Genomic DNA, 16,775 nt, shown 5'->3' with positions numbered 1-16,775 from the left:
GCGCCCGCGGGCGCGGTGTTCGCTGTTCGCTTGAGGAGTTGGCCTTGCCTGCTGACCGCCCGGAAGGGATCCCGGAGACCGTCCGGCTCTGGTCCCTCACCGAAGACACCTTGCTGGAGGCGGGCGACGACGACACGGTCGTCGCGATCACCTGGTGGGGCGAGTACGAGCTGGCGGGGATCCCCCGCCCGGTCCGCGAGTCGCTGAGCCGGATGGTGCTCGGGCCGGTGTCGATGGGCAACCTGGCGTCGTCGGTCAGCGGCGGCGCGGAAGCCTGGGCGGCCCCGCTGCGCAAGGTGCTCAACCGGCTGTCCGGCTCGGTCGTGCATTCGCTGGCGCTCAACGACGGCCGCGGGCCGGTGCTCTCGGCGATCCCGGTGACCCAGTTCCCGGTCTTCCCGGCCGGTCCGGTGCCCGCCGGACGGCTGATCAAGCTGTCCCGGTTCTCGGCGATGCGCCCGGACGACGGCGGCCTGCTGCTCGAGTCGCCCCGCGCCCGGTACCGGGTCGCGCTGCTGCGGCCGCCCGCCATGACCGTGGCGTCGTCGCTGGCCGGTCCGGTGACGGTCGCGCAGGTCGCCGAGGCCACCGGGCTGGCCGAGCCGCTCGTCGCCGACGTCGTGGGGTTCCTGGTGGCCGCGGGTGTGGTGCTGGTGGCCGACGACTGGGCGTCGTTCGCCGAGGACACCGACGCGGAACTGGCCGTCTGGTCGCCGGAGGACCTGCGGTTCCACACCCGCAGCCGGACGTGGCAGAAGGGCCCGCCGCCGGACCGCGAGGCCCGCCGGGCGGGCGCGGAACCGCCGGTGGTCAAGCAGATCACCGCCGGCCCCACCTTCCCGCTCCGCCGGCCCGACCAGGCGGCGATCGACGCGACCGATCCGCCGCTGAGCACCCTCCTCGAGCACGACCACACGTGCCCGGAGGTCACCGAGCGCGCGTTGTCCGCCGAACAGGTCGGCGAGCTGCTCTACCGCGCGGCGCGGGTCAAGTCGGTCGGGCCGGCCTACCTGCCCGGCGGCCCCGGCCACGAGGCGTCGCAGCGGCCGTACTTCAGCGTCGCCTGCCTGTACGAGCTCGAAATCTACGTCGGGATCAACCGGTGCGCGGGACTGGCCAGGGGGATCTACCACTACGACCCGCTGTGGCACGCGCTGACGCTGATCAACGACGACATGGGCGTCCTGGACGGCATGCTCGACCTGGCGATGATCGGCGCCGGCAGCCGCCGCCGGCCCTCGGTGCTGCTGACGATGACCGCCCGGATGTCCCGGGTCGCCTGGGTGCTCGGCAACGCCGCGTACGCGACGACCCTGGTGCACGTGGGCGCCCTCCAGCAGGTCCTCTACCTGGCGGCCAAGGCGATGGGGCTGACCGCGCACGCCGTCCCGGTCGACGCCGGTGATCGGGTGGACCGCTCCTTGAAACTGGAGTGGCCGGCGGAGGTGAGCGTCGGGGAGTGCGTGCTGGACTTCCCGATCGCCCGGTAGGGCCGGTCCTCGAAGCCGGCGGGGTGCCGCCGGCGCGGGCCGGAGCGGACGCCCCCGCCGGAGCAGCCCTTGTCCGCCGCGGCCGGGCTGGTGCGGTGGCGGGCTCTTCGTCCCATCAGACGCGAGGAAGGGCACCATCGGCCCACCCCGGCGCGGCCACCGGACGATTTCGGTACGAGCCCCGGCGGAGCGGCCCGCCCGGAACGTCCTGTCCTGTTACCTTTGTAACCACTGGGGCATGGGGGCTTGCCGGGAGGGTGCCGTGGTTCGGCCGCTGCGCATTCGCGGTGCAGGGTTCCGGGGACGGGACGACGGGCAGGTCTCTCCGTTCAAGCGGGAGCGGCCGGGTATCCGCGCGCTCGTGCTCGGCGCGCAGGCGGCGGGGGCGGGTGGCGTGGCGCTGCTGGCGTTCCTGCCCGTGCTGATCGGCGGCGGGTCGTGGTTCGCGCGGCTGGCCGCGCTGGCCTGCGCGGTGGCCCTGTCGGGCGGGCACCTGGCCTGGTTCGCCTACGGCAGCGTGGCCCGTCCCGCGCTGGTCCTCGTCGTCCAGGCCGCGCTGAGCTTCGGGCCGTTGCTGCAGTTCGGCGGCTCGTGGAGCCCGGCGATCGGGTTCTTCGCCGGCGGGCTGCTGCTGGTGCACCCACCGGCGAAGGCGGTGGCCGGCGCGCTGCCGGCGTGCGCCGTCGCCGGGCTCGTGACGGCCTGGCCCGGTGCCTCGGTGGAGACCGGCGTGGCGGCCGCGGTGACCGCCGGGGTCGCCGCCCTCACCCTGTTCGGGCTGGGCACGGCCGCGCGGCTGGTGGACGAACGGGACGACGAAGTGCGCGAGCTGAAGCGGCAGTCCATCGCCGAAGAGCGCAAGCGGTTCTCCCGCGACCTGCACGACCTGCTGGGACTCAGCCTTTCGGCGATCACCCTCAAGGGTGAACTCGTCGACCGGCTGCTGGCCACCCGGCCCACGCAGGCGAAGGAGGAGCTGGCCGAGCTGCTGGTGATGTCGCGGCGCGCGCTGGCCGACGTTCGCACGATCGCCGCCGGGTACCGCCAGTTGTCGCTCGAGGAGGAGTGCCGGGCCGCGGCCGACGTGCTGAGCGCGGCCGGGACCCGCGTGACCGTGGCCCGCTCCGGTGTCGACGACCTGCCGCCGCGGGTGGCCACCACGCTGGTGACGGCGCTGCGCGAAGGCGTCACGAACGTGGTCCGCCACAGCACCGCGAGCTGGTGCGCGTTTTCGGTGAGCGCCGAGGACGGGACGGCGTGGCTGGAGATCGTCAACGACGGGGCGACCGGCGCGGCCGACGGCGGCGTGGACGCCGGCTCGGGGCTGCGCAACCTGCGTGACCGCCTCGACGTCCTGAACGGCACGCTGACGGCCGAAGCGGGGCCCGACGGCACCCACCGGCTGCTGGTGGCGATCCCGCTGGGACACGGCGCGGTCTAGGCGTCCGGTCGTCCGGAAGCGCTTTCTCGACGGCGGTGGCGGACGTCCCGGGCGGCCCCGCGGATCAGAGCCACTCGGCCTCGGTGGCGATGCGGATGGCGTGGACCCGGTTGCGGGCGTTCAGCTTCGTCACGACGGACGCCAGGTAGTTGCGGACCGTGCCGGCCGAGAGGAACAGCTCGGAGGCGATGTCGGAAACCGTGCGCCCCTTCGCGGCCAGACCCAGGATCTCGACCTCGCGCGGGGTCAGGGGGCAGTCGTCGGTCTCCCAGGCGGCCAGGGCCAGCTCGCTGTCGATGACCCGGCGGCCGATGGCGACCGACCGCACGGCGTTCGCGAGCTTGTCCGACGGCGCGTCCTTCAGCAGGAAGCCGTTCACCTTGGCGTCCAGCGCCCGGCGCACCGTGCCCGGGCGGCCGAGGCTGGTCAGGATGAGCGTGTGGCAGGCGGGCAGGCTTTCGTGGATCTCGATCGCCGCGGACAGCCCGTCCTTGCCCGGCAGGTCGATGTCGATGATCGCGACGTCGGGCTGGGCCGCCTTCGCGGCCGGCAGGATCTGGTCGCCCGAGGACACCTCGGCCACCACTTCGATGTCCGACTCGAGGTTCAGGAGGGCGACCAGGGCGCCGCGGACCATGTGCATGTCCTCCGCCAGCAATACCTTGATCACGACCGTACCTCGCACCCCAGTTCGGCGACCCCCGAACGGCAATTGTACGCCATGGCGTGCCGGTGCCGGTGTTTCCGCACGATGACGACCGCGGTAATACCGAATTTCCCGGCGCACCACCGGAGTTCTGCCGGTGCGGCAATGCGGCCCGGCAATGCCGGCCGGTGCGCCGAATGGCTGCTTGCCACCCGAACCGGTGAGTCCGCCGCCCGTGGATTAACGGACGGCGGATTCGGCGGGCCGCAATTGCCCGCTCAGCTCGCCAGCGGGCGGGAGACGGCGGCCTGGCGCAGGTCGGGCAGCGCCAGCAGGACGGGCGGGTCGAAGCCGTGCCGCGGCCGCAGCCGGACGTCGGCCAGGCTCGCGGCGACGCCACGGTGGACGGTCACCGGACCGGTGAGGCCGGTGAACGGCCGCAGCCCGTGGTTGTCGAGCGGGGTGGTCCCGTAGGCGTGCGTCAGCGCGTACCAGGAGCCCTGCGGGACGTCGGCCAGCGCGTACGGTCCCGGTCCGGGCAGGATCGCGTACCGGGCCGGCGCGCCCTCGGCGATCCGGGCGGCGAAGAGCCCGACGAACACCGGGCCGATGTCGGCGGGGCAGGAGACGCGCAGCTGCCCCCGCACGGTGGCGCCGGAGCCCGGTGCCTGCCGGTCGGCGATCCGCGGCGCCGTGCCGTGCAGGTGGCGGTACCCGGAGGGCGAGACGCCGACGCTGCCGCTGAACCGCGCGCTGAACGTGCCGACGCTGTTGTAGCCGACCTGGTGGCTGATGTCGGCCACCGAGATCACGGTCGTGGCCAGCAGGCGTTTGGCCTCCGCCAGCCGCAGGGCCGACAGGAACCGCCCCGGTGACAGTCCGGTGACCCGCAGGAACACCCGGGTGAAGTGGAACTTGCTGAACATGGCCGCGCGGGCGAGGTCGTCGATCGTGAGCCGCTCGCCCAGGTTGTCTCGCATGGTCACGATGGCGCGTGCCACGGCTTGCCGGACGATCTCATCCATGGTGGCCGTCCCCTCCAGTCGACGGTGCGGAATTTGATTCCGCCTAAGACTGTAGGTCCGCGGGCGTCTACTTCTTAAGTGCTCTGTGCACCGGCGCGGATGGATTTCACCGATGGTCGACATGCGTTTTGCACATGCGTGATTAGCCGGGTGTCGAACGGGGTATTCCGGCATGTGACGAATGCACACGGCCCTCGTCGACGGCAGCGTACCGCGGTCAGCTGATCGCGCGCGGTGACGAAACGGCCGTGATTTGCCGGGCTCCACCGGCTTGTTAGCCCGTTCGGAGCCGGTCATTAAAACCTACGGACCATTTGTAAACCACAGCTTCACGGTGATGCGGGCACTGGTTGTCAACGGGTTGCCGGGCGACGATTTACGGCACCTGAAGCTTTTATCTTCGCCACTGGGGAGTACAAATGTCCGAGCAGGTTTCCGCGAACGTACGCGCTCTTTTTTCCGCAATGGGTGTCTCGTGCTCCGGTGCTGAGGCGGCCGGGGTTCTGGTCATCGACCGGTTCGAGCACTGGAGCAATCCGGCCGGCGGCCCGTCCCGTCCCTGTGCCACCACCATCACGCGCATCGACGAAGCCTGGCTCGACGCGGCCTGAGGCTCACCAGGTCGTTGCCGCCGGTGCGCTGGTCACCGGCGGGGCGGTCGGTCCGGTGGTGACCGGCTCGGCGACCGCGGCGGATCGGCTGCCGCGGTACCCCGGACGCCGGCCGTTGCCCGGCCGGGTGGCCCAGTACGACAGGTAGTCACACGATCGCCGGTTGATGGTTTTTAACCGCCGTCTTACTTTCCGTCCGCGCATTCGACGTGGCAAGCACCGAATGCTGCCCGGATGGTGCAACCGATTCGACGAACACAATGTCAGAATCGACTTCTGGGGAATCGTGAGCACGGAGGCACCTGTGATCAGAGTGCTCGTTGCCGAGGACATGCACATCGTGCGGGGCGCATTGGTGGCACTGCTCCGGCTGGAACCCGACATCGACGTCGTCGCCGAGGTCGCCTCCGGCCTCGAGATCCTCCCGGTCGCCCGCGCCGAGCAGGCGCAGGTGGCCATCATCGACATCGACCTGCCCGGCAAGGACGGCCTGACCGCGGCCGGTGAGCTGCACGGACAACTGCCGGGGTGCCGGACCCTCATCCTCACCAGCCTGGGCCGCCCGGGGACGCTGCGGCGCGCCCTGGACGCCCGGGTCGGCGGGTTCCTGCTCAAGGACGCCCCGCCCGACAAGCTCGCGAACGCCGTGCGGGGCGTGCACGCCGGCCGCCGGATGGTCGACGGCGACCTGGCGCTGGCCGCCTGGGACTCGGCCGACTGCCCGCTGACCTGCCGGGAACTCGACGTGCTGCGCTCCACGGCGCAGGGGTACGGGACGGTGGACGTCGCCGCACGGCTCTACCTGTCCGCGGGCACGGTCCGCAACTACCTCACGACCGTCGTCGCCAAGCTCAACGCCCGCAACCGGGTGGACGCCATCCGCATCGCGGAGGAGGCCGGCTGGCTGTGACGGCCGACGGTCCGGACCGCAGTGCCGGTCCGGACTCCGCCGTCAGACCGGTACGGCTGCGCGCAGCCGGAAGCGGCCGTCCGGCTCCACCCCCGCGGTGAGTTCGCCGCCGAGGTCGGCGACGCGGTGGGAGAGGTTGCCGGTGCCGGTGCCGGGTGATGTGTCGCGCGGTACCGCTCGGCGGTCGGCCGGGCAGTTGCTCTGCCGGTGCCTCGGAGGCCGCCCGCTCGACGCCGTCGTTGACGATGCCGAGGCTGACTCCGTCGTCAGACCGGTACGGCCGCGCGTAGCCGGAACCGGCCGTCCGGCTCCACCCCTGCGGTGAGTTCGCCGCCGAGGTCGGCGACGCGGTGGGAGAGGTTGCCGATGCCGGTGCCGGGGGAAGTGTCGCGCGGTACCGGACGGTGGACCGCCGGCGGTCGGCCGGGCAGTTGCTCCGCCGGTGCCCCGGAGCCCGCCCGCTCGACGCCGTCGTTCACGATGTCGAGGCTGACTCCGCCGTCCGTGCGGCGCAGCGCGATCTCGCAGCTTTCGACGTTGCTGTGCCTGAGCACGTTCGTGACCCCTTCGCGCAGCACGACGGCCAGGACCGTCCGCACCGGCGACGGCAGCTCGTCGTCGAGCATCTCCATGCGCACGCGGACGTCCGCCGCCGTCAGCACGGACCGGGCCGTCCGGGACTCGCTGTCCAGCGACAGCTCGCGGTAGCCGCTGGCCACGGAACGGACGTCCGACAGCGCCTGGTGCGTCAGCCCCAGCACCTCACGCAGCTCCTCCGCCGCGCGGTTCCGGTCGACCGGCAGCATCCGGGCGGTCAGCTCGCTCTTGAGGGCGATCGCCGACAGGCTCATCCCGAGCAGGTCGTGCAGGTCGCGGGCGAAGCGCAGGCGCTCTTCGGCGACCGCCATCTCGGCCAGCCGCCGCCGGGTGCTGTCCAGCTCCGCGACCAGCCGGACCAGCCAGAGCAGGCTGAACACGATCACGCTGGCGATGATCGTGCCGGTGGTGTAGAAGATCGCGCTCTCGAGGCCGAGCTCGCCCACGTGCTGCATCCAGGCGTAGAAGGCGACGTTCAACGCGAAGAACGGCCAGCCGGCCGCCGGGGGCATGACCAGCAGCGCGCTGCCGATCAGCAGCGCGGGCATGGAGACCCAGTGGTCCTGCAGCGCCAGCAGCGGCAGGTAGATCAGGCACGCCTGGACGAACAGCATGCCGTAGCTCTGCGCCGAGCGCAGCCGGGTGGTGGGCCGGTCGAAGTAGGAGAACTGCAGGACCAGCAGGCCGACGACCGCCCCGGCGTTCAGGGCGATCTCCCAGGCCGCCGTGGTGATCAGCATCGCGTGCACGACCGCGACGACGCCCATCAGGCCGAACACCGCGGGCAGCAGCCTGCCGACCCACTTGGACTCCGCCCGCGACTGGCGGCCGACGTCGTCGACCGTGGTCTCCGGTGCGGTGACCACCGGCAGTTCCACGTGCAGCCGGAACCGGCCGTCCGCGGCGGTGCCGATGTGCACCCGGCCGCCGAGCGCCTTCACCTCGTCGGGCAGCCGGGTCAGCAGCTTCCCGGACTCCGGTGGCAGGTCGCCTGCCGTCACGCCGTCGTTGACGATGTCGAGGGACACCGTGCCGCCCTGCTGGCGGACGTCGATCTCGCAGTGTTCGACGTCGCTGTACCGGAGCACGTTCGTGACGCCTTCGCGCAGCACCTTGGCCAGCAGCGTCCGGGCCTGGACCGGCAGGTCGGACTGGTCGAGGTGGACCTTGACGGCGATGTCCGACGCAGCCAGCAGCGACTCGGCGGTCCGCGACTCCCGGGTCAGGGAGAGCTCGCGGTACCCGTGGGACACCGCACGCACGTCGGTGAGCGTGCGCTGCGCCGTCGCGGTGATCTCGGCGAGCTCGGCCTTGGTGCCTTCGTCCGACCTCCGCAGGAGGCGGGACGCGAGCTCGCCCTTGAGCGCGATCTCGGACAGGCTGATGCCGAGCAGGTCGTGCAGGTCCCTGGCGAAGGCCAGCCGTTGTTCGGCGACCGCGTGCCGGGCGAGCTCGGTGCGGGCCCGGTGCAGCTCGCTGACCATCCGGACCAGGCGGGCGAGCAGGTAGAAGACCAGGCCGTACAAGACCGTCGCGACGGCCGTGTAGACGGTGGTCAGCAGGGTGTCGTACAGGCTGTAGAGCCAGGCGGTGGTGACGGTGACGAGCGCGAACAACGGCCAGGCCAGCAGGGGGCGCAGTGTCAGCAGCCCGCTGGCGGCGACGAAGGTCGGCATCGCCAGCCACGGCGCGCCGAAGGTCAGGACGGGCACGTAGGCCAGCAGCGCCAGGACGACCAGCAGCACCTGGCTCGTCGTCGAGTGCAGCCGGGTGGTGGCCCGGCTGAAGTGGAACAGCTGGATGGCCAGGATGGCGGTCGCCGCCGCGATGCCGTAGGCGCCGGTGACCAGGCCGACCGGGGTCGCCAGGATCGCGCTGTACGCGCCGGTCACGCAGAAACCCGCGATGACCACGGCGATGACGGCGCCGGCCAGCCGGGAAGCCAGCCGCGGGCGCCGGTCGATCCCGGTGGTACCGCGGGGTTCCGCGGTGGCGGACAGCTCCGTGGCAGGCTCGAGCGTGGCGACCGGAGACATCAGTGTCGACCCCCTGGCGTCTCGACGGTAACCGGGCGCCCCAGCGGCCCGGCCGACGTGTGTGCGTGGCGATCCTAACTCACAAAAGGTGCGTTGCCGTGGGCCGAAAAGAGGCGAAACCGCGCGTGACCGGGCGGAACCGGCGGCGGGGACGGCGAGGAACGCGGAATCAGCAGTGGCCGGGTTCCGTCCCGAGGCGGTCGGGGACGCCGAGCAGGCGCAGGAAGTCCAGCCGGGTCAACGCGACCGATCCGGTGTGCACGACGGAACCGGGCTGCTGCCGGAAGAAGCTGAGCCCCGCCTCGGCGAACTCCCAGGAGTCGCCGCCCGCCGTGCCGGGCAGCCGCCGGGACGCCGGGAAGTCTTCGGCGAACGCGCTGCCGGCCGCCGAATACGTGGGCAGGCTGCGGCCGAAGTGCCTGCGGTACCGCTCGAGCTTGGCGTAGGGCGCACGGGAAACGAGCACCAGGCGCAGGCCCGGGTCGTGCAACGCCGCGGCGACGTCGGCGACCGGCACGACGTCGTCGGGGCCGCTGTGGTCGGGCATGGCGTGGTGCACCGCCAGCAGTGGCCTGCCCTCGAAGAGCTCGCTCAGCGAAACCCGGCCTCGCGGGCCTTCGAACAGGTACGTGAACCCGGCGACGACACGGGGGCGCTCGAGTTCCGGCACGGTCAGCTCCATCAGACTGGCCTCCCTGGCTGTGGTTCCCCTGCGGATTGTGGGCCGCATCGGGGAGCCGGCCCAGCATCCGGCCCGGGTACCGCAAGCTGGGAGACGCCCCGGGGCCGCCGTGCCGGGTCGCGCCGCCGACCCTAGGCTCTGCCCATGGCACGCTATTTCGACCTGCACCCGGACAACCCCCAGAAGCGGGCGCTCGGCCAGGTCGTCGAGATCCTGCGGAACGACGGGCTGATCGCCTACCCGACCGACTCGTGCTTCGCACTCGGGTGCCGGCCGGGCAACCGCGACGGGCTCGACCGCATCCGGTCCATCCGCAAGCTGGACCACCGCCACCACTTCACGCTGGTCTGCCAGGACTTCGCCCAGCTCGGGCAGTTCGTGCACGTCGACAACGCGGTCTTCCGCGCGATCAAGGCGACGACGCCGGGCAGCTACACGTTCATCCTGCCGGCCACCAAGGAGGTGCCGCGGCGGCTGATGCACGAGAAGAAGAAGACCGTCGGCGTGCGCATCCCCGACCACCGCGTCACCCAGGCCCTGCTGGCCGAACTCGGCGAGCCGCTGCTGTCGAGCACGCTGCTGCTGCCGGGCGAGGGCGAGCCGATGACGCAGGGCTGGGAGATCAAGGAAGAGCTGGACAACCAGCTCGAAGCGGTGCTCGACTCCGGGGACTGCGGTGTCGAGCCGACCACCGTCGTCGACTTCTCCTCCGGGGAGGCGGAGATCCTGCGCGTCGGCGCGGGTGATCCGGCGCCGTTCGAGTAGGCGCTCAGCGTTCCAGCAGTTCCAGCCAATCGGCGGTGTGCCTGCCGGAGAACACCAGCGAAAGGTCTTCGGCGAAGCGGCGGCCGGTCACCAGCAGGCAGAAGTCCTCGGCCGGACCGGTGACGCGGTCGGTCGCGCCCGCCGGGCCGAAGTTCCACCGCGTCCCCGACGGCGCGGCCAGTTCGAACCGGAACAGCTTGGCCGGCGGCGTCAGCTGGTGGCGCCGGTAGGCGTGGTCGCGGGTCCGGACGCCGTAGTAGGCGACGTGCCCGATGGCGTCGTCGCGGCGGACCGGGACGCCGAGCGCGTCGGCGACGTCCTGGCCGCAGGCGAACAGTTCGGTCAGCGCGGCCGCGGCGAGCACCGACGGGCGCAGCGGGCCGTCGCTCCACGGCAGCAGCAGCTCGGCCGGGGCCGAGGCGAGCAGGGCGTTGGCCTTCCGCTGTTCGATCAGCCAGGTCACGACCGCCTCGTCGAGCGAGGTGTAGGAGATCTGCGGGGTGACGCCGAACGCGTCCGGCTTCTCGGCGCTGAGCGCGATCAGCCGCGCGGTCGACGTGAGCCGGGCGAAGGGCGCGGTGAGGCCGGGACCGCCGTCGTGGCCACCGGCCAGGTCGGCCAGCGCTTCGGTCTCGGTCTGCAGGTCCGTGAACACGTCGGCCACCGGTCCGCACCTCCTGGTTCCGCGTCCGCCCCGCTCCAGGCTGGCAGCCGGCGGCGGGGTGGCTCCACTCCGCGCTTGCGCCGTGGTCGGCTATGTTCGGCCCCGGACGCGGCGAGGGTGGTCGAAGGGAGCCCGGACGTGAAGTACCTGCTGGCGATGTACCTGGACCCCGAGGTGATGGCGAACCTCTCCGAGGCCGAGATGAACACCATCATGACCGGGCACCAGGACTTCATCCGGACGATCCGGGAGTCCGGCGAGATGATCAGCACGCAGGCGCTCGGTGCGGTCGGCGACAGCAGCGTCGTGCGCGTGCGCGGCGGCCTGCCCGCCGTCACCGACGGCCCGTTCCTGGAGACGAAGGAGTTCCTGGCCGGGTACTACCTCGTCGAGTGCGCGAGCAAGGAGCGCGCGGTCGAGCTCGCGGCGATGATTCCCGACGCCGCCGTCGAGGGGCTCGGCATCGAGGTCCGCGAGGTGGTCTTCTTCGCCGGCGCCGAACCGGAAGCGCCCATGGCGTGACCGCGGTCGCCGAGGTGCTGCGGCCGCTCGTGCCGCAGGTGCTGGGCGTGCTGGTCCGCCGGTACGGCCAGTTCGACGCCTGCGAGGACGCCGTGCAGGAGGCGCTCCTGGCGGCGAGCGAGCAGTGGCCCGCCGAAGGCGTCCCGGACAACCCGCGCAGCTGGCTGGTCACGGTCGCCACCCGGCGGCTCACCGACCACTGGCGCAGCGAAAGCGCGCGACGGCGGCGCGAGGAGTCGATCGCCGTGCGCGAGCCGGTGACGGTCGTCGCCGGGCCCGGCGAGGAGCGGCCGCCGGCCGAAGACGACACGCTGTCGCTGCTGTTCCTGTGCTGCCACCCCGAGGTGTCGCCGCCGTCGCAGGTCGCGCTGACGCTGCGCGCGGTCGGCGGCCTGACCACCGCGCAGATCGCACACGCGTTCCTGGTGCCCGAGGCGACGATGACCCGGCGCATCACGCGCGCGAAGGAGCGCATCGCCGCGGCGGGGTCGACGTTCAGCGAGCCGTCGCCGTCGGACTTCCCGGCGCGGCTGCGGGTGGTGCTCCAGGTGCTGTACCTCATCTTCAACGAGGGGTACACGGCGACGTCGGGGGAGAACCTGCTGCGCGAGGAGCTGGCCGCGGAGGCGATCCGGCTGGCCCGTGCGGTGCACGCGCTGCGGCCCGGCGAGGGCGAGGTGACGGGCCTGCTCGCGCTGATGCTCCTGACCCACGCGCGGCGGGCCGCCCGCACCGGCCCGGACGGCGAGCTGGTGCCGCTGCCGGAGCAGGACCGGGGCCGCTGGGACGCGGCGATGATCGCCGAGGGGGTCGCGCTGGTCCGGTCGGCGCTGGGCCACGGCCCGGTGGGGCCGTACCAGGTCCAGGCGGCGATCGCGGCCCTGCACGACGAAGCGCCCAGCACGGAGCGGACCGACTGGCGGCAGATCGCGGAGCTCTACGGCGTGCTCGGCGAGCTGATGCCGGGCCCGGTGGTGACGATGAACCGGGCGGTGGCGATCGCCCAGGTGGCGGGTCCCGACGCCGGCCTCGCGGTCCTGGACGGGATCGACGCCGAGCTGGACGTGGCCCGCCGGATCGACGCGGTCCGGGCCCACCTGCTGGAGGACGCGGGCCGGGCCGCGGAGGCGCGGGAGCACTACCTGAAGGCGGCGATGCGGACACAGAGCGGCCCGGAGCGGCGGTACCTGGAGGCGCAGGCGGCACGGGTCGAGGCGCGGTTGCCCCGGTCCTGAGGAGGGCACTTTCACGTGAAAGTGCCCCCGGCCCGATCGGGCCGAGGGTGGCCGGGCCTGCCGCGGCAGGCCCGGGCCCCGCCTCAGCGGACCACGATGCCGGTCGCCGGCTCCGGGGCCGCCGGGACGTGGAACAGCTGCGCGAACAGCTCGAGGTCCGCCGACTCGCCCTCGATGCCGAGCTTGCCCGTGCGGACCGCCTCGGCGGCGGTGAGCTGGCCGCTCATCAGGTCCAGCAGCGCGGCGTTGTGGCCGGTCCGGATCACCAGCTCGGCGCCGGGGAAGCGGCCTTCGCCCACCTTGACCGCGCCGTCCTCGACGAGGGCGTGCACCGTCATGCGGTCGTCGTAGCGGATCTCGAAGGTGATCTGGACGCCTTCGGCCTGCTCCGGGCGGAAGGTCGTGTAGAGCGACAGGATCGCCGCGTCCAGGGTGACCACGTCGTCGGCGGCCGGCTTGCTCAGCGAGCGGGCGCCCCAGAGGCCGAGGTCCAGCAGGATGTGGTCGAGTTCGCTGCCGTACTGGGTCAGCTCGTAGACCAGGCCCGCGTCGAACTCGGCGCGGACGCGGCGGCGGATCACGCCGGTGGCCTCCAGCTCGTTGAGCCGGGCGGACAAGATGGACGGCGGGATCTTCGGCAGGCCGGCCTGCAGCTCGTCGTAGCGCTTCGCGCCGAGCACCAGGTCCCGGATGATCAGCAGCGACCAGCGCTCGCCGATGATCTCGAGCGCGCGGGCGACGCCGCAGAACTGGCCGTAGGCGCGGGTGTGCGGAGTGGGCATCGAACTTCCTCGCTTCTTCTTCGGGGCGGTGCAGTGGCCCGGCGGAACGCCGGAAGGCAGCGGGCGGCTCAGCGGTGGTCGCCCTCGGAGATCAGGTCTCGGTGCAGCAACTGCAGGTCGTCACACGGTTCGACGCCGAGCTCGCCGGCCAGCCGCGTGCGGAGCGTGCGGTAGACGGCCATCGCGTCGGACCGCCGTCCGCTGCGGCCGAGCGCGCGCATCAGCTGCCCGTGCAGGGTTTCGTCGAGGGGGCTGCCGGTGGTCAGCGAACGCAGCTCGCCGATCAGCTCGCGGTGCCGCCCGCTGACGATCTCCGCTTCGATCCGCAGGTGCAGGACGCTGCGCCGCAGCTCGAGCAGCTCGGTCCGGTACGCGGACAGCACCGGTCCACAGTGGATGTTCGCCAGCGGCGGTCCGGTCCAGAGGTCGAGCGCGGTGCGGCAGGCTTCGGCGGCACCGGTGTGGTCGCCGGCGCCCTGGCGCTCGTACCCGGCCTGCTGCAGCCGCACGAACCGGTGGATGTCCACTTGGGACGGATCGATGTTGAACGTGTAGCCAGACTGCTTGGTCACCAGCAGCTTCTCGGCGTCGTCGGCGAGGTCGTGCTCGACGATGCACCGGCGGAGGTGGTAGACGTAGGTGTGCAGCGTGGTCCGCACCGTCCGGGGCGGGTTGTCCGACCACAGCTCCCGGATCAGGGTGTCGATGTGTACCATCTTGCCCGGGCGCATCACGAGCACGGCGAGCAGGGAAAGCACTTTCGGTGCGCTCGGCGCGTAATCGACGCCGTCGCGCAGCACTTCCAGTGGGCCGAGCACGCTGAAGTGGACGGCGCCGTCGGCCGGCTCGTCGGTTCGCTGCGGTTCGGAGTACATGGCTGGCCTCCAGCATCGTCAAAACGCGTCCTCGCGCTCCCCAGGTCATGCCGCGCGGGGTCGGTGGACGGCGCCGAACTCCGGGCTCTATCCGAATGTGACAGGAAGTCGTCCCGGCGGCCAGTGAGCCGCCCACCGGACCCGGCGTGCATCGCTCCCGTCCCGGCGTGCGTTCCGCAGGTTCCGCGGGTGCGGATCGCACCCGCCGCCATCTGGTGGAGCCCGCTCCTCGCCCGGAAGGGGTGTCCCCGGATCGGACCAGACGCGCGTCCCGCGGGACCGCCGACGATCTTGGCGGCAGGCGTCCGGCACACCGCACCCGGGCGTTCCGCACGAGCCGGCCGGGTGAACCACCCGGCGGCTACCGGGTGTCCCGCGGACGGGTGAATTGGAGCGTGGCACTTCTCCATCGCGCGTCAATCGATCTCCGAGAAACGGCGTCTTCCCTGGCAGCAGGAGAACCGCCACAAGGGGATTCGAGGTTGGACTGATGATGTTGCGGTCAATTGCGGCTGTCGGGGACGACAGCGCGTTCGACGCCCAGGCTCGCGAGCCGGCCCTCGAGCGAGTGGACAGGTCGGCCCGGCCCGCTGTGCTGCAGGCGATCTCGACGATCCGGGAGCGGTACTTCGAACCGATCACCCTCGCCGCACTGGCCTCCGAAGTGTTCGTCAGCCGGTTCCACTTCTCCCGGATGTTCACCGACGCCACCGGCGTGACACCCGGGCGGTTCATCACCGCGGTGCGCCTCTTCGAGGCCAAGCGCCTGTTGCTGACCACGTCGCTGAACGTCTCCGACATCGTGTGCACCGTCGGCTACAGCAGCGTCGGCACCTTCACCAGCCGCTTTTCGCGGGCGGTCGGGATGACCCCGACGCAGTACCGGGAACCGCAGGTCGCCGAGCTGCTGGTGGCGATCTCCCCGACGCTGCGGCGGCTCCCGCCGTTGCGGACGCTGCGCGCGGCCGGCCGCAGCTGCGCGTCGCTGCAGGCGGGTTCGGGCGAGCTGGTGATCCAGCTGGACCTGCCCGGTGGCGCGGCACCGGCGGACACGCTGGTCGGGCTGTTCGCCGACCCGGTGCCCCAGTGCGGGCCGGTCGCCTTCAGCGGCATGGCGAACATGAACTCCGGCGAGCTGACCATCCACGGCGCGCCGGCGGGCCACTGGACCGCGATCGCGGTCGCGCAGCACCAGCCGGGCACCGCGGGGCCGCGGTTCTCGATCGCCCAAGCGCCGGTGTACGTGGCGGCGGAAGGCCGTTCGAACGCCCGGATCGCGTTGCGCGCCCCGGCGCCGACCGACGCGCCGATCGCGATCACGCTCGCTTCGAAGCAGTCGCCATACACCCAGCGCATGCTCGCCGCCTCGCGGCCGCACCTGCGCGCCGTCGCTTGATCCGCCGATCCGCCACGAGCCGAGGGACGAAACGACGATGGCCACGTTAGCCGGAGTTCTGCGCAAGCGTTTTCTCGCTCCACCACTGGGCTCGGTCGGGTTCGCCGAACGCGGCTTCCCGGTCACCCGCACCGACGCGACGGCCCGGCTGGAGGCGGTGCCGCAGGCGGTGGTGTGCGGGTTCGAATGGGCCATCGAAGGCGCACCGCTCTGGGAGCTCGAGCGCCGGCTCGCCCTGATCGAACCGGAACAGCGCGGGTTCGCCTACGAAGGCGCGACGATGGGCTACACCATCCTCGACGCGATGCCCGGCGGCGGCCGCGACCGCACGCGCGAGCTGCTGGAGGGGCCCGCGCGCCCGTACATCTTCCTGACCTACATCGGGATCGGGTTCGCGATGGCGCGGCTGCCGCGGCCGCTGTGGAAGAACATCCTGCCCGAGCTGACCGGGGTGGCCTACCACCCGACGATGAGCTGGCTCGCCGTCGACGGCTACGGGTTCGACCGGGCCTACTTCGACACGGAGAAGTGGGTCGGCGAGCAGGCCGAGCCGGTGCCCTACCCGTGGGACGGCCGGCCCGAGTACTTCGCCCGCGCCTTCGACCAGGGGGTCGGCCGGGCGCTGTGGTTCATCCACGGCGGCGACCCGGCCGCGGCCGCCGCCGCGGTCGGGCGGTTCGCCGAACACCGCCGGGCGGACCTCTGGAGCGGGGTCGGGCTCGCCTCGACGTTCGCCGGCGGGGCCGACCAACGGGGCCTCGGGGTCCTGCGGCGCGCGGCGGGCGAGTACCACGACCAGCTCGCCTTGGGCGTGGTCTTCGCGGTCAAGGCGCGCACCTACGCCGCCTACGTGCCCGCGCACACGCACCTCGCCGCCGAGGTGCTCACCGGGCTTTCCGTGGCCGAGCTGCGGAACATCTCCGACCGGACCGAAGCCGCCGTCGGCGACGACGGAACGCTCCCGCTGTACGAGGTCTGGCGCACGCGGATCCGGGCCGAATTCTCCTCCGGAACACAGCGCCTGGCGAGCTGAACCGCCGGTCCGCGGCCCGGCGGCAAACGTGGAGTAGAGCTTCCGGTGCGGAATCTGTGACCGTG

The 16,775-nt window shown here is 72.2% G+C and carries 16 protein-coding genes; 9 read left to right on the top strand and 7 right to left on the bottom strand.

Going from position 1 to position 16,775, the window contains the following annotated elements; all coding sequences use genetic code 11:
- Positions 1-44 precede the first annotated feature (44 nt).
- Complete coding sequence (locus tag ACLJPY_RS18180) at positions 45-1,490, top strand: SagB/ThcOx family dehydrogenase (RefSeq protein ID WP_410589892.1); 1,446 nt, start codon at positions 45-47, stop codon at positions 1,488-1,490.
- 262 nt (positions 1,491-1,752) lie between these two features.
- Positions 1,753-2,931, top strand: a complete 1,179-nt coding sequence (locus ACLJPY_RS18175) for a sensor histidine kinase (protein ID WP_410589890.1) — start codon at positions 1,753-1,755, stop codon at positions 2,929-2,931.
- 64 nt (positions 2,932-2,995) lie between these two features.
- Here the strand turns inward: ACLJPY_RS18175 and ACLJPY_RS18170 are convergent, their stop codons facing one another.
- The gene (locus ACLJPY_RS18170) at positions 2,996-3,601 is read right to left on the bottom strand and encodes a DNA-binding response regulator (RefSeq protein ID WP_410589888.1); all 606 of its coding nucleotides are present in this window, start codon (positions 3,599-3,601) and stop codon (positions 2,996-2,998) included.
- 254 nt (positions 3,602-3,855) lie between these two features.
- Entirely contained in the window at positions 3,856-4,602 is a 747-nt protein-coding gene (locus ACLJPY_RS18165; RefSeq protein WP_410589886.1) for a helix-turn-helix domain-containing protein, read from the bottom strand.
- A gap of 419 nt (positions 4,603-5,021) precedes the next feature.
- Here ACLJPY_RS18165 and ACLJPY_RS18160 point away from each other — a divergent pair, with 419 nt between their 5' ends.
- Together ACLJPY_RS18160 and ACLJPY_RS18155 are read left to right on the top strand one after the other, a co-directional pair.
- On the top strand, positions 5,022-5,213 hold the full coding sequence (locus ACLJPY_RS18160; protein WP_410589884.1) for a hypothetical protein: 192 nt from the start codon (positions 5,022-5,024) through the stop codon (positions 5,211-5,213).
- 304 nt (positions 5,214-5,517) lie between these two features.
- Positions 5,518-6,123 (top strand): DNA-binding response regulator, encoded by a 606-nt coding sequence (locus tag ACLJPY_RS18155; protein ID WP_410589883.1) that lies wholly within the window; start codon positions 5,518-5,520, stop codon positions 6,121-6,123.
- Positions 6,124-6,389: 266 nt separating this feature from the next.
- Here ACLJPY_RS18155 and ACLJPY_RS18150 read toward each other — a convergent pair whose 3' ends face one another.
- Both ACLJPY_RS18150 and ACLJPY_RS18145 read right to left on the bottom strand, forming a co-directional pair.
- Positions 6,390-8,756 carry a sensor histidine kinase gene (locus ACLJPY_RS18150; protein ID WP_410589881.1) on the bottom strand — a complete coding sequence of 789 codons (2,367 nt, stop codon included), beginning with the start codon at positions 8,754-8,756 and terminating at the stop codon, positions 6,390-6,392.
- Positions 8,757-8,925: 169 nt separating this feature from the next.
- Positions 8,926-9,438 (bottom strand): DUF899 family protein, encoded by a 513-nt coding sequence (locus ACLJPY_RS18145; protein WP_410589879.1) that lies wholly within the window; start codon positions 9,436-9,438, stop codon positions 8,926-8,928.
- A 144-nt stretch (positions 9,439-9,582) separates the two neighbouring features.
- Between ACLJPY_RS18145 and ACLJPY_RS18140 the strand changes: the two genes are divergently transcribed.
- Positions 9,583-10,203, top strand: coding sequence for an L-threonylcarbamoyladenylate synthase (locus tag ACLJPY_RS18140; RefSeq protein ID WP_410589877.1), 621 nt, complete (start codon positions 9,583-9,585; stop codon positions 10,201-10,203).
- 4 nt (positions 10,204-10,207) lie between these two features.
- On the opposite strand, the gene ACLJPY_RS18135 is transcribed toward ACLJPY_RS18140, so the two are convergent.
- Positions 10,208-10,867: a maleylpyruvate isomerase family mycothiol-dependent enzyme gene (locus ACLJPY_RS18135; protein WP_410589876.1), complete on the bottom strand. Its 660-nt coding sequence runs from the start codon at positions 10,865-10,867 to the stop codon at positions 10,208-10,210.
- A 138-nt stretch (positions 10,868-11,005) separates the two neighbouring features.
- Between ACLJPY_RS18135 and ACLJPY_RS18130 the strand changes: the two genes are divergently transcribed.
- Together ACLJPY_RS18130 and ACLJPY_RS18125 are read left to right on the top strand one after the other, a co-directional pair.
- The gene (locus tag ACLJPY_RS18130; protein WP_410589874.1) at positions 11,006-11,389 is read left to right on the top strand and encodes a YciI family protein; all 384 of its coding nucleotides are present in this window, start codon (positions 11,006-11,008) and stop codon (positions 11,387-11,389) included.
- A complete protein-coding gene (locus ACLJPY_RS18125) occupies positions 11,386-12,624 on the top strand; it encodes an RNA polymerase sigma factor (RefSeq protein ID WP_410589872.1) in 1,239 nt (412 codons plus the stop codon). The genes ACLJPY_RS18130 and ACLJPY_RS18125 overlap by 4 nt, the downstream gene beginning before the upstream one ends.
- Positions 12,625-12,707: 83 nt before the next feature.
- Here ACLJPY_RS18125 and ACLJPY_RS18120 read toward each other — a convergent pair whose 3' ends face one another.
- Both ACLJPY_RS18120 and ACLJPY_RS18115 read right to left on the bottom strand, forming a co-directional pair.
- A complete protein-coding gene (locus ACLJPY_RS18120; protein WP_410589870.1) occupies positions 12,708-13,406 on the bottom strand; it encodes a winged helix-turn-helix transcriptional regulator in 699 nt (232 codons plus the stop codon).
- A 68-nt stretch (positions 13,407-13,474) separates the two neighbouring features.
- Positions 13,475-14,281 carry an AfsR/SARP family transcriptional regulator gene (locus ACLJPY_RS18115; protein WP_410589868.1) on the bottom strand — a complete coding sequence of 269 codons (807 nt, stop codon included), beginning with the start codon at positions 14,279-14,281 and terminating at the stop codon, positions 13,475-13,477.
- Positions 14,282-14,771: 490 nt separating this feature from the next.
- Here ACLJPY_RS18115 and ACLJPY_RS18110 point away from each other — a divergent pair, with 490 nt between their 5' ends.
- Together ACLJPY_RS18110 and ACLJPY_RS18105 are read left to right on the top strand one after the other, a co-directional pair.
- Entirely contained in the window at positions 14,772-15,677 is a 906-nt protein-coding gene (locus ACLJPY_RS18110; protein ID WP_410589866.1) for a helix-turn-helix transcriptional regulator, read from the top strand.
- 37 nt (positions 15,678-15,714) lie between these two features.
- Positions 15,715-16,710 (top strand): DUF1702 family protein, encoded by a 996-nt coding sequence (locus ACLJPY_RS18105; RefSeq protein ID WP_410589865.1) that lies wholly within the window; start codon positions 15,715-15,717, stop codon positions 16,708-16,710.
- The last annotated feature ends 65 nt before the right edge of the window (positions 16,711-16,775 follow it).

This window comes from Amycolatopsis sp. lyj-23, from assembly GCF_046549135.1.
GTDB lineage: Bacteria > Actinomycetota > Actinomycetes > Mycobacteriales > Pseudonocardiaceae > Amycolatopsis.
This window is presented reverse-complemented; position numbering and strand designations above follow the sequence as displayed.

Coding starts and splice junctions, on each gene's coding strand:
- ACLJPY_RS18120 (WP_410589870.1), bottom strand. CDS start 13,406: ATGCCCACTCCGCACACCCGCGCCTACGGCCAGTTCTGCGGCGTCGCC.
- ACLJPY_RS18105 (WP_410589865.1), top strand. CDS start 15,715: ATGGCCACGTTAGCCGGAGTTCTGCGCAAGCGTTTTCTCGCTCCACCA.
- ACLJPY_RS18150 (WP_410589881.1), bottom strand. CDS start 8,756: ATGTCTCCGGTCGCCACGCTCGAGCCTGCCACGGAGCTGTCCGCCACC.
- ACLJPY_RS18145 (WP_410589879.1), bottom strand. CDS start 9,438: ATGGAGCTGACCGTGCCGGAACTCGAGCGCCCCCGTGTCGTCGCCGGG.
- ACLJPY_RS18110 (WP_410589866.1), top strand. CDS start 14,772: ATGATGTTGCGGTCAATTGCGGCTGTCGGGGACGACAGCGCGTTCGAC.
- ACLJPY_RS18140 (WP_410589877.1), top strand. CDS start 9,583: ATGGCACGCTATTTCGACCTGCACCCGGACAACCCCCAGAAGCGGGCG.
- ACLJPY_RS18115 (WP_410589868.1), bottom strand. CDS start 14,281: ATGTACTCCGAACCGCAGCGAACCGACGAGCCGGCCGACGGCGCCGTC.
- ACLJPY_RS18160 (WP_410589884.1), top strand. CDS start 5,022: ATGTCCGAGCAGGTTTCCGCGAACGTACGCGCTCTTTTTTCCGCAATG.
- ACLJPY_RS18165 (WP_410589886.1), bottom strand. CDS start 4,602: ATGGATGAGATCGTCCGGCAAGCCGTGGCACGCGCCATCGTGACCATG.